This window comes from Cohnella hashimotonis (assembly GCF_030014955.1).
GTDB classification, from domain to species: domain Bacteria; phylum Bacillota; class Bacilli; order Paenibacillales; family Paenibacillaceae; genus Cohnella; species Cohnella hashimotonis.
Genome location: NZ_JAGRPV010000001.1, coordinates 5446098 through 5458878, shown reverse-complemented (window position 1 = coordinate 5458878; position 12781 = coordinate 5446098). Strand labels below are relative to the sequence as shown.

At 61.7% G+C, this 12781-nt stretch carries 5 protein-coding genes and 1 riboswitch; of the genes, 3 read left to right on the top strand and 2 right to left on the bottom strand.

Translation table 11 applies throughout. From position 1 onward, the window contains the following. The first annotated feature begins 120 nt into the window (after nt 1–120). The 3 genes from KB449_RS22165 to KB449_RS22155 all read left to right on the top strand — a co-directional run bounded on the left by KB449_RS22165 (nt 121) and on the right by KB449_RS22155 (nt 11049). Nucleotides 121–7083: a fibronectin type III domain-containing protein gene (locus tag KB449_RS22165; RefSeq protein WP_282910424.1), complete on the top strand. Its 6963-nt coding sequence runs from the start codon at nt 121–123 to the stop codon at nt 7081–7083. 166 nt (nt 7084–7249) lie between these two features. Then, complete coding sequence (locus KB449_RS22160) at nt 7250–9457, top strand: helix-turn-helix domain-containing protein (RefSeq protein ID WP_282910423.1); 2208 nt, start codon at nt 7250–7252, stop codon at nt 9455–9457. A gap of 29 nt (nt 9458–9486) precedes the next feature. After that, a complete protein-coding gene (locus KB449_RS22155; RefSeq protein WP_282910422.1) occupies nt 9487–11049 on the top strand; it encodes an extracellular solute-binding protein in 1563 nt (520 codons plus the stop codon). Between the two features lie 34 nt (nt 11050–11083). Here KB449_RS22155 and KB449_RS22150 read toward each other — a convergent pair whose 3' ends face one another. After that, nucleotides 11084–11719, bottom strand: coding sequence for a cyclodeaminase/cyclohydrolase family protein (locus KB449_RS22150; protein WP_282910421.1), 636 nt, complete (start codon nt 11717–11719; stop codon nt 11084–11086). Next, nucleotides 11716–12579: a bifunctional 5,10-methylenetetrahydrofolate dehydrogenase/5,10-methenyltetrahydrofolate cyclohydrolase gene (locus tag KB449_RS22145; RefSeq protein ID WP_282910420.1), complete on the bottom strand. Its 864-nt coding sequence runs from the start codon at nt 12577–12579 to the stop codon at nt 11716–11718. Before KB449_RS22145 ends, KB449_RS22150 begins: the two co-directional genes overlap by 4 nt. Nucleotides 12580–12670: 91 nt before the next feature. Next, a riboswitch (ZMP/ZTP riboswitch) is annotated at nt 12671–12755 on the bottom strand. Nucleotides 12756–12781: the final 26 nt, after the last annotated feature.

Sequence of the window (12781 nt, the reverse complement as noted above, 5' to 3'; positions counted from 1 at the left end):
CCATAGGCGTGTACGGAAGGGAGGCTTGATCGAAAGCGTTTCCAAGATGGCGTGGCGGGATCCGCCGGAAGCAGTCTGCCTGACGCATCACATTTAATAGCTTGAAAAGGAGCTGGGACGATGAGGGTTTGGACGAAGAAAAAAACGTTGGCGATGAGCATGGTCATCACGATGTTCGCGAGCCTGCTGAACGTCGGGATCGCCTTCAGAAGCGCGCAGGCGGAAGAGACGGGCCTGGCTTGGCCGGCGTCGGTGTTCGGCGGCTACAATATGCCGTTCGCGCCGGCGGAAGGTTTGGTCACGACGCAGAATCCGCCGGACTTCAGATGGCCAGCGGTGCCGAACGCGACAAGCTACGACCTTCAGGTCAGCCGCGACGTATCGGTATCGAGCGTCGCGTACGAGAAACTCGCGCTGACGGAAAACATCTATAATTTTCCGAACGCGTTCGATAGCGGCACCTGGTACTGGCGGGTCCGCTTCCACAAGGCCGAGGGGACATCGGTATGGAGCGACGTGCGCAAGTTCCGGATCGAAGAGCAGTTCGTGAAGTTCGAAGTGCCGCCGATCGGCGAGCTGATGGGCAGGGTGCCGGCGGGCCATCCGCGCATCTGGACGACGCCCGACGGGCTGCAGCAATTCAGGAATCTAGCCTTGACAGGCAGCGGGAAGGCGTTCATCGATCAGAAAAAGATAGAGGTGAGCAAAGATCTCCTGACGGCCAACCAGAATCCGCCAAGGGACCCTGAACTGACCGGGACGTTGGACGATTACGCGAACAAGGCCAAGCCGCTGCTGAACCGGATGCAGGACGCGGCCTTTTTATACCTGATCACGCAGGACGCGAAGTATCTGACCGACGTGAAGGTCCGGCTGTTCGGCGGCCCGAACGTCGCCGGCATCGCCGGCTGGGACCCGACAGGCCCGTCCGGCCAGCAGGACCAGATCCAGCGATCGGTCGCGCTCGCTTCGGCGATGACTTACGATTGGCTGTACGCCGCTCTGACGGAGCAGGAGCGTACGACGCTCCGGGACCTGATCGCCCTGCATGCCGGAGCGATGGTAGCCTCACTCGTCGACAATCCGGAAACGAACATTAAGAATCGTCCGTACAACTCGCACGGCTGGTCGGCGTTCGGCTATCTCGGCATCATCGCCACCGCCATGCTGGGCGAATATTCGGACGGCAGAGCCGAGCAGTGGTACGCCAAGATCGTGCCCGCCTATATCAACATCCTGCCGCCCTGGGGCGGGGAGGACGGCGGTTGGGCGCAGGGAACGGGCTATTGGCAGTGGTCCAGCACCATCGCGCAAGAGTTCGAGGACGTGCTCCTGGCGTCAACCGGACTCAATCTGTACGAAAAAGGTTATTCCCGCAACGCGGGGCGGTATCCGCTGTACGTTTTCCCGCACGGCATTCCGAAGGGCGTGTTGGGGGACGACAGCCAGTACCTGCCATCCGATACGAGCGTGACCATTTACAATCGCTTGTCCCAGTTGAGCGGAGACGGACGCCTGAAATGGGCGGCAGAGGCCATCGGACGGGGGCCGTCTCTCACGCTTAACAACAACTACTTCTACGGGGACGACAATCTGGCTTCCCGCCCGCCGGTCGATCTGCCGAAAGCCAGATGGTTCGAGGACGTCGGCGTAGTGGCCATGCATTCCGAGCTGTACGATCCGGATCGCGTCTCGATGTATTTCAGGTCGAGCCCGTTCGGCAGCTACAACCACAGCTATGCCGATCAGAACGGCTTCGTCATTAATGCCTTCGGGGAGTCGCTGGCGATCGAGGCCGGTCATTACGACGGATACAACACGGCGCACCGGGAGCAATACACAAGACAGACGTTGGCGGCCAACGCGATCACGTACGACGGCGGCGTCGGTCAGAAGGCCAACGATATCGAGGCGGACGGCAAAGTAAAAAGCTTCGTCACGACGCCCGAATTCGACGCGGTCAGCGCCGACGCGAAAACCGCTTATGGCAGCGCGCTCAGCCAGTCGGATCGCGACGTCATCTACTTGCGTCCCGGCATGTTCGTCATGATCGACAGGTTGAAGTCCGCGAATCCGCAGGGCAATAAGTTCGAATGGCGGCTGCACGCCCAGGATCAGCTCGATCTCGACGGCGACAACGCCGGCGCGACGATTCTCAAGGGAGACGCGGCGCTTAAAGTTCGCTTCTACACGCCGGATAGCCTGAGCGCTACCAAGACGAATCAATACATCGGCGTCGGAGGAAACGAAGTGAAGCCGGGCGGCAGCTTCGCCGCAAACGAGCAGGTGCATGCCGTCTTCAGCACGCCCAAGACGACGTCGACCACTTTCGTGTCGACCCTGGAAGCGTACAAGCGGGATTCTGCCGCGCAGAACGTCGTTTCGGAAAAACACGGCGATTATATGAAGCTGACCTTCACGGACGACACGGTCGTTTATGTCCGCCTGACGGCGACGGCCGGCGAGATCGATGCCGGAAGCATCCGCTTCGACGGTTCGGCGGTCGCGCTGAAGGGCGATTCGGTGCTGCTCGTCGACGGGAAAAAGGTCGTTAAAGACGGCGTTACGCTGATCGAAAGCGACCAGCCCGCGACGATCGCCTACGCCGGAGAGCGTCTGTCCGTATCGGGCGAAGCGGATCCGACGCAGGTGTCCGTCGAAGCGCCGGGCGTACAGCGCGTTCGCGACTTCGATACCGGGACCGACTTCCCGAGCGGCGGCGCCGTGGCGGAAGGTCTCGCCAATCGCGGCGTGCATTGGGCGACGGCAGGCAACAAGCTGACGCTGCGCGTAGAGAAGGGGCAGCATGCGTTCAGGCTGAACGAGGCGCCGATGCCGGGAGCCCAGCCAAGCGTGACGCTGCCCGTCGAGATCGACGGCGCGCAGAGCAGCGTGACGATGCAGGTGTACGGCGATACGGACGGCGTGCCTGTCGCGTGGGGCAAGCTGAGCAACCAGGCTGGCCTGTATGAGGTTCAGGAAGCGCCGGCAGGTTTCGTGTTCGAGAAGCACGGACGGCCGAGCACCGTGTACCTCGAGGTTAATGCCTCCATCCTTGTTCGCGGGGCGATGGGCTCGCTGAAGCTGGCACGGATCGGTACCAGCAATCCGACGTCAGCGGAAGTATGGACGAATCCGGACGACAAACGGTCGACTTTAAATCTCCAGTGGAAAGAAGCGGAGGCGTACGTCGCAGTCGACGGCCCGAGCAAGTATTCGAACCGTCCCTTCCTGTCGGGTGGCGTCGGGCTTGGGAATTGGAAGACGACAGGACAGTCGGTGAAATGGACAATGAACGTCCCTAAAGCCGGAAATTACGATTTCGTCGTCAAATACGTGGCCGGGTTCGACCCGAAAGGCGTCATCACGGGGCGCCTTGCCATGATCGGCGACAAGCCTTATTACATCGAAGCGCCCGACACGCCGAACGCGACCGGCGAGGCCGACTTCGGCCAAACGCCGGAAGTTTGGAAAGGCCTTCGCATCCATACGAACCAGCAGTTGCCCGCAGGGCCAGTGGACATTACGATGTGGAACGCGCAGGGCGCCATGAACCTGGACTGGATCGCCTTAATCGAGAACAAGGACGACGAGGTTCGTCCGAGCGTGCCGGGCGGCTTGCAGCTCGTCTCCCGCACGAATACGTCCGCGACGGTCTCCTGGACGGCTTCAACGGACAACGTAGCGGTGAAGGAATACGCGATCTTCGCGAACGGCGTGCAGAAGACGGTCGTGCCGAACGGCCAGACGACCGCTACGGTCACGGGGCTCGTGCCCGGCACGGCGTATGCCATCGTCGTGCGGGCGATCGATACGAGCGACAATCCTTCGCTGGACAGCGTGCCGCTTGAGCTGCCGGCCAGCGATACGTTGCCGCCCGAATGGGGGAGCGCTGCCCTCAAAGCAAGCCGTCTTTTCACGAACGCAGTCAGATTGGCTTGGGATGCCGCAACGGACGATTCCGGTAGAGTTGACTCGTACGAGATCTCTCGCAAAACGGCGTCGCAGACAACGTTCGAAAAAATCGCGACGGTCGCGGGCAGCGTGTATGCGTACGATGCGACCCAGCTGCAGTCCGGCGGCGCGTATACGTTCAAGGTCGAGGCGGTCGACGGGGACGGCAATCGGTCGGAAAACGGGCCGAGCTTGAACGTGACGCTGCCTTCCGCCGCCGGCGGGGATTATTACGATTCGTTCGACGAATATCCGGCAGCCACCCTGCCGTCGATGCCAGGCTGGACCGTCACGAAGGCGAGCGGCGACAATGCGTCCGCCGTCACGGTAGAGGCCACGCCGGGCGGCGCCGGACGATCGCTGCAGGTCAAGGACGACTTTTCTCCGAGCAACGACAACTATACCGAGAGCCCGATCGCGACAAGAACGACGACGCCGATCGCGGGGAAGGTCAAGTTCGAGACCCGCTTCATGTTCAACAGCCTGTTCAAGGACAACGCGACGGGCTACGAGCACGGCAACTACGAGCTGTATTTGCGGGGGAATGGCGCGAATATCGTCCGGTTCACCGGCTTTACGGGAGGCACCTTCGGCTATTATGTAGACGCGGGGACAGGGAACGGTGCTTTTACGAACGTTAAGATCCCGGGGAACTCCCTCGACTTCAAGCTGCCCAAGGATCAGTGGATCACGCTGCGCATCGATCTCGACACGGATACCGACACGTACGATTTGACGCTGCAAGCGGACGCGCTCAAGTCCTACGGCGGCATCAGCGTGCCTCCCGGCGCGCTGGACAAGGAGAAGGGCACGTACACCGTACGCGGCATTCCTTTCCTGGCTAAGGTGAACACCGTCGATACGTTCCGGTTCAGCGGCAACCGCTACAAGAGCCAGTTCTTGTTCGACTACGTGACCATGTACAAGGACACGACCGGCCTTCCGACGTGGGATTCGGGAGCCGCCGCGACGCAGACGCACCTGTTCCCGACCGCCGCCAGACTGGCGTGGGATCCGGCGACGATGAGCGACGGCAGCGCCATCGCCTCGTATGCCGTCTATCGCAAGCAGGGTACGCAGGCCTATACGAAAATCGGGACGGTAGCCGGCAGTACGCTTGCGTACGATGCGACCGCGCTCCAGCCGGGCCAGGCGTATACGTTCCAGATCCGCGCGATCGGCGCGTCGGGTCAGGAGACCGAGAGCGGGCCGAGCGTGACGGTCACGACGCCCGCCGCCGGCAGCAACGGCGATTACTACGATTCGTTCGACGAACGTCCCGCCGGCGAGTTCATCCAGACCGGCGGCTGGACGGTCGCCAAAGCAGCCGCCGACACCGTCTCTACCGTCACGGTCGAGGCGACGCCCGGCGGCGGAGGTCAATCGCTGCTCTTAAAAGACGCCTACGCGCCTAACGCTTCGGATTATACGCAAAGCCCTGCCATTATCCGAGCGACGGCGCCCTTGAGCGGGAAGGTCGCGTTCGAGACGCGGTTCATGAACACGGAACTGGGCACCTTTGAACTCAAGATTCGCGGCCAGAACAGCGACATCGTGAAGATCGGCGGCTTCTCGGAGGGGAACTTCGGCTACTACAACCTGAAGAATGCCGCCACGAATGAGTACGTGGACTACAAGATTCCCGCGAACAACCTGAATCCGCTCTTCAAGATGCCGCAAAATCAGTGGATCAAGCTTCGCGTCGACATCGACACGGCGAGCAAAACGTACGACCTGTCCATAGAGGCGGACGCGTTCAAGACCTACACGGGACCCGTCGACGCGCCGGGGACGATCGTGAACGGCGTTTACAAGATAACCGGCATTAAATTCATGAACGGCGCAAATGTGAATTCCGTCGACACGTTCCGCTTCGCGGGCAGCCGGTTCACGACGCAGTTCCTGTTCGACTATGTCGCAATGTACAAGGACACGACGCCTGTCGCGGCGGACACGACCGCGCCGACGACGACCGCGACGCTGTCGCCCGCGCAGCCTGACGGCACGGGCGGCGCCTATGCCGGTCCGGTCACGCTCGCGCTGAGCGCGACGGATACCGGCGGCTCGGGCATCGACAAGACCGAGTACAGCCTGAGCGACGGCACTTCCTGGCTGCCGTATGCAGGCCCGGTCACGTTCGACCGTCAGGGCGCCTATAGCGTGCGGTACCGGTCCGCGGACAAGGCGGGCAACGTCGAATCCGCCCATACGGTAGGCTTTGCGCTCTCGACGACGACCGTCCGCGCGAAGCTGGCGGACAGCGCGGGCAACCCGATCGCGGGCGCGACGGTCAGCTATTACGACGGCGACTGGAAGACGTTCGGCACGACCGATGCGACCGGGACGGCGAGCAAGACGCTGCCGGACGGCAACTACACGATCGCCATGACCTATGAAGGCAAGACGGTGCAAAAGACGCAAAATACGGGCATCGACAACGTCTCAGCTTTCCAGACCGCCAAGGTCAAGGTCCGGCTGAAGAACAGCCAGGGCAACGCGCTGGACGGAGGCGTCGTCTCCTTCTACTCCGACGGCTGGCGGACGTTCGGTCCGGCGACGGGCGGCGAGGTTTCCAAGGAGCTGCTGCCCGGCTCGTATTCGTTCACGATGACGTACGAGGGCACGAGCCAACAGAAAGAGCAAAATACCGGCGACAACGCCACGGTTGACTTTCAGACGGTCAAAGTGCGGGTTCAGCTGAAAAACAGCCAGGGCGCGGCGCTCGCAGGCGGCGAGGTCGCCTACTACGCGACCGGCTGGCGCACGCTCGGCACGACCGCGGCTTCCGGCGAGACGTCCAAGGAGCTGCTTGCGGGCAACTATGCGTACGCCGTGACCTACGCGGGAGGCATCCTTCAGAAGAGCCAGGATACGAGCGTCGACCCGATCGTCGTGTTCCAGACGACGAATGTCGCGCTGCAGCTGAAGGACGTCCAAGGCAACATGCTCGAAGGCGGCGAAGCCGCATACTACGCGGGAGGCTGGCGATCGTTCGGCGAGTTCTCGGGCGGCATCGCGCGCAAGGAGCTGCTGCCCGTCACTTACACGTTCAGCGTCACTTTAAACGGTACGATCAAGCAGGCTTCGGCGGACATCGCCTCCAATCCGACGGTACCGTTCGTCATCTGATTTCGCGCCAGGCGTTCCACGATAAGGGCGATCCCCGGATCCAAGCGGATTCGGGGATCGCTTTTCTGACGCGGACGGGATGTTCCGATTTACACGCGCGAATAGCCTTGTTAAGATTGAGGTGCCCGATCGGCGAAGCACATTATTTTCCACGCTTGGGGGTCGCATGAGACAACTTCAGCCGTTGCTTTTTTTCAGACGCAGATCCTATTCGCTGTTCATGCGGCTCATCGCCGGCTTCCTGTGCATCATCGTGCTGCTCGTCTCGCTCACGGTCTATGCGATCTCCGTATCCAAGCGCAGCGTCAAGCAAGAGATCGTCAATTACAATACGCTCATGCTGGACAACGCGATGAACGGCTACGAGAAGCACCTGGACCTCGTCAAAAAGCAGATGTACCTGTTCCTCAGCGAAGAAGTCCAGCGGCTTCAGTCGCCTCCCCGCTACGACGAGTTCCCGCAGATCGTTAACGATATCTCAACCTGGGTCGCCAATCCTTACTTGTTCATCGACAACATTGCTTTTATCGTCGACCAAGGCAAGACGGTGCTGGAAAAAAACACGAGCACGAGCGCCCGGGCGATGTTCGGCAAGTTTTACGCGAGCGAAGCGTATCCGCCGGATTTTTGGACCGCGCAGTTTTCCGAACCCTATACCTACCGAGTGTTCCCTGCGGCCCCTTTTTATAATTCCATCTTCCGAGGCAGCTCCGAGCCGATCGCAGACTTGATTCCGGTCGTGTTCAAATACGACGGCAGCGCGGAATCGTACATGGTCGTGTTCCTTAACGCCGGGAAAATGTACGACGCATTCCAGCAAAGCAAATACGACGATTTCGTCGTCTACGACAAAGACGGGCGCGTCCTCTACCGCAGGGAAGGAGAGAAGCCGTTCCTGAGCTATGCCGAACTGACGAAGCCGGGAAAGAACCGATTCGTTCGCGGCGACGATTATTATTTTATCCGCAAAGGTACCGCGACCGGTTACAGCTATGCGTACCGGGTTCCGGCCCGGCAGATCGCCTATCAATCGCGGCTGAGCGCGACGCTGATCGCCATTCTTGCCGCCGCCGTGCTGCTCAGCATATTGATCGCGGTCATGTTCGCCGTCCGCATCAACAATCCGCTGAAGCGCGTGATCGAATCGCTGCGCTCGATGAACGAAGCGATGCCGAACCGGCCCGGCATCCGGGAGTTCAACCTGATCGACGACGAGCTCCGCGGGAGCCGGGAGCTGCGCCGGCAGGTCGGCTTCGTCAACCGGCTGAAGGCGATTCGGAGCCGCGAGGCGGACGGCGCGAGCCTATCCTTTTCGGACAAGCCGTTCGTTTTTATTCTGTACCAGGTCCAGCTCCGGCGCCGCGAATCGGGCGATGTCGAGCCGATCGACAAGTGGCTCTACTATCTGAAAGCTTATATCGACGCCCATCTGCAGCCGGAGTTTCCCGATGCGCAGACGTTCCAGATCGAGCGCAATCAGATTCTGAGTCTCGTGCCGACCGACCGGACGGCCGACCTGGACGGTCTGTTAAAGCGCATGAAGGACGTGTTCGACCATGACAAGGCGTATGGCGTCGTGACGATCGCCGTGACGCCGGTCCATCGCTCCTCGGACGAGCTGACGTCCGCCTACGAGGAGGCGCAGCGGCTCGTCAAGGATCGGCGGCTGACCGACGAGACGCAGATTATCGCCGAGCCCGCGCCGGCGCAGCCGCCCTTCGAGCTGCCGCCGGATGAGGACAAGGAGTTCCTCGTTCAGTTGAAGGAAGGAAATGCGCAGCGAGCCGCGGCGATCGTGCAGCGAATGTTCGACCGGCGGGAGACCGGGACATTGCCGGCGTCCGCGCTGCTGCGGTTTGCGGAATCGACGGTCAGCAAGATTCGCGTCGCCGCCGTCCAATCCCCGACCGATCCGCACCGGCTGACGTCCATTCTCGCGCATACCGAAGCGCAGCTCGCGAGGTGCGAGACCGCGGCCGAGCTGGAGCGGCTGCTGGAGGACCTGGTGACGGAGGCGGCCGAAGCCTTTAAGGCGAAGAAAGAAGAGAAGCATCCGGTCACGGACTTCGTCATCGACTACGTGAACGCGCATTTGTCGGAGGCCATCTATCTGGACGCGCTAGCGGAGAAGCTGAAGATGAACAGCAGCTATCTATCCACTTATTTTAAGGGAAAAACGGGCGTCAATATCGTCGACTACATCAACGAGACGCGCGTCGCCCGGGCGAAGGAGCTGCTGTCCGACAACCGCGCCAAGATCAACGACGTGGCGAAGGCGGTCGGCTACCAGAACATCACGTCCTTCAATCGGATGTTCAAGAAGTTCACGGGCATGACGCCGAGCGAGTACCGGAAGCGGCAAGATATCTCTTGAGAAAAGCAGCGGGGAAAGGGGGATCCGGCTTGATCGAGCGCAGGAAACGAATATCCAGGGCTGCCGCGCGGATGGCGCTCGCCGTTCTCGGTACGCTTGCCGTCTTGGCGGCGCTTACCGGCTGCTTCGACGACGACGGCAATGATCGGGCGGTTTCGACCGCGTCCTCCAAGGCGGGCGCGCAGTCCGCATCCGTATCCGCATCGACCGCAGCGCCGCTCACGATGCTGACGGAAGAATCGCAAGCCTGGCCGGCGCGGTCCGAATGGCCCGTATGGCGGTGGGTACGCGAGGCGACGAACATCGCGGTCGAGCAGGAGACGCAGACGGGGCCTGAATCGATGGCGCTGGCGATCGCGTCGGGCGACATGCCGGATCTGTTCACGCTATATCCGGCCGACGCCCAGAAGTACGGCTCGCGTGGCGCTTTTCTGGACCTCTCCGGTTACTTGGACCGAATGCCCCATGTCCAGGCGTTTCTCGCATCCAGGCCCGATGTCGCCGCGCGCATGACTTCGCCGGGCGGCGAGATGTACCAGCTGCTCAGCGACGGCGCGGGCGCGGGCAACCAGATCGTGTGGTTTTACAGGGACGACATTTTCGACAAGCACGGACTGAGGCCGCCTGCCACATGGGACGAGCTCTATGAGGCCGCCAAGAAACTGAAACGGCTCTATCCCGACAGCTACCCGTTCGTCTTCAGGCATGGGCTCGGCACGCTGGCCACGTTCGGTCCCGCGTTCGGCCTTTCCCCTTCGTTCTATCAGGACCCCGAGACGGGCGAGGTCAAATACGGCCCGACCGATCCGAATTTTAAAACGATGATCGTATACTTAAGGAAGTTCTACAAAGAAGGACTCATGCCTCCGGATTGGCTCTCGATGGATTACAAGGCCTGGACGCAGTTCATGACGACGAATCAATCGTTCATTACCGTCCAGTACATCGGCCAGATCGAGATTATGAACGCGCAGTTGAACGCGGGCGAGCATCTGACGTTCATGGCGCCGCCAAGCGGGCTGGAAGGCTTCGCCTATCTGCCGAGAAAAGACTACGAGCCGCTCGGCTTCGCGATCTCCGCCAAAACGGACCGTCTGAATACGGCGCTGCGCTATCTGGATTTTTTGTACTCGGACGAGGGCATGGACCTGATGAGCTGGGGCAAGGAAGGCGAGACTTACGAGATAAAGGAAGGCATACGCCGGCTGCTGCCGCTGTTCAAGGAGCCCAACGACCTGCGCAAGGAAGCCGGCATTATGACGGCGGGCACGTACGGCCGCTTCGATTATCGCTCGCTCATGTCGCTTAGCAGGGCCGGCGAGCAATATGCCTATCGCGAAGCGGCCAAGTACGCGTCTCCCATTGCCGGCGAAGCGCCGAAGCTGACCGCAAGCGAGGTCGCCTGGGCGGGACCGGCGCTGGAGCAGTTGGACAAGTATTACGGGGCCAACGTCTCTCAGTTTATTCTCGGCTACAAGCCGATGTCCGAGTGGGACGCCTTTATCGAGGGGCTGAACAAGCTGAGTATGACCAGGCTGAAAGCGTTGTATCAGCAGGCGTTCGATCGGGCAAAGGAAGGCGGGCGACCGTGAACGCCGGAGGCGCGGATGAACGTTTGCGCCGCCGTCACTCAAGCATCCTGCGGCGGGCGATGTCCTGCGCTTCTCGCGCCATGTCCGCGATGAGACGCATCAGATCGGCCGCCTGTTCGGCATATGCCGCTTCCAGCTTTGCGTCCTGAAGCGAACCGAAGTTAATCTCCGCGGTGAGCAGGGCGGACCGCGCCGCGGCCTCCAGCAGAATTGCGGCGATCGCCAGGTCGGACAAGACGTTTTTATTGGCGCCTTCTGCGATCCGCAGCGTATGGCTCAAGCCTTCCCGGCATTGATCCATGAGACGGAGGGGCACCGCGGTCGCTTGGACGGCGGCTTCGCGCAGCGCCGCCCGGCGCTGCGCTTTTTCCTCTTCGGTCGCCTTCGGCAGCCGCAGCGCGCTCATGTACCGGTCGAACGACGCGATATCCGCATGCATCAACGTCTCGCATTCGGCGCTCAGGCGGCTCATCTCCGCGAGCGTCTCTTCGATCTGCGGCCGGATCGCCGTGAACTTGTCGCCTTGCGACAGCCGGCCGACCATCGATGTCATCGCGGCCCCCAGCGCGCCAACCACTGCGGCTACGCTGCCGCCGCCGGGCGTCGGGTCTGCGCTGCCCGCTCGTCCGATGAAGCTCCGAATCGATTGATCCCACGAGATGTCGCTCATTCGCCGATCGCCTCCTTTTGCTGCTGCCAATCGATCGCATCCATCAAGTTCCTGAACACGATCGCGGTCGTCAACGTACCTACGCCGCCGGGCACAGGCGAATAGGCTGCGGCGCGATCGCCCGCGCCTGCGGCCACATCGCCGGCGATGCTGCCGTCCGCGAGCTCGTTGATGCCGGCATCGACCAGAACGAGGCCGGGATGGACCATGCCGGGGGTCACCGTATCCGGGCGGCCGACGGCGACGAAGGCGAACGCCGCACGCGAGAGGTGCGCCGCGATATCCGGCGTGCGGGAGTGGCAGACGGTGACGGTCGCTTGCTCCCGCTGCAGCAGATGGAAGAGCGGCAGCCCGACGGTCTGGCCGCGTCCCACCAGCGTGACGTCGGCGCCTTCGAGCGCGTAGCCGTAATGCTTGACGAGCGCGATGCAAGCTTGCGGCGTGGCCGGGTAGAGGCCGGCTTCGCCCGTGACGACGGCGAGCTTGTTGGCGGGTGTGACGCCATCGACGTCTTTGGCCGGCGCGATGGCCCGCTCGATGCGGCGCGCGGACAAACGGGCGGGCAGCGGCAGCTCCAGCAGGATGCCGTGAATGGCGGGATCCGCATTGCACTCGGCGATCAGCTGCAGGAGGGACGCTTCGGTCGCGCTGGCCGGGAGCTCGTGAAGTCGGTAGGCGACGCCGAGCCGGTCCGCGATTTTGCGTTTGGCTTGCGCATAGTAAGCGGAAGCCGGATCTCCTTCAACCAGAATAACGGCCAGCTGCGGCTGCGTGCCGGATTCCTTGAGCGCCTGCGCGCGCGAGCGGACGTGGTCGTAGATTCGTTCCGCCGCTTCCTTGGCTTTCATAATCGTCGTCATACCGTGGTCCTCCTTTAATGGGAATGCCGATTTTTAAACGAAAAAGGACCCGCGGCAGGCTCGTATGCGCATACGAGTCCTGCTCGCGGATCCTTTTCTCCCAGGCGAACGGAAGGGTCCCGCCGCATGCTCCCTCGTGGTCGATTCCACTGATCTCGCCAGTCGCAAGCGGCTCTATAACACTCATAGTATCAGACCCGGC

Bases quoted from the DNA above. Each gene is read 5' to 3' on its own strand.
- KB449_RS22165 (WP_282910424.1), top strand. From the start codon at position 121: ATGAGGGTTTGGACGAAGAAAAAAACGTTGGCGATGAGCATGGTCATC.
- KB449_RS22160 (WP_282910423.1), top strand. From the start codon at position 7,250: ATGAGACAACTTCAGCCGTTGCTTTTTTTCAGACGCAGATCCTATTCG.
- KB449_RS22150 (WP_282910421.1), bottom strand. From the start codon at position 11,719: ATGAGCGACATCTCGTGGGATCAATCGATTCGGAGCTTCATCGGACGA.
- KB449_RS22145 (WP_282910420.1), bottom strand. From the start codon at position 12,579: ATGACGACGATTATGAAAGCCAAGGAAGCGGCGGAACGAATCTACGAC.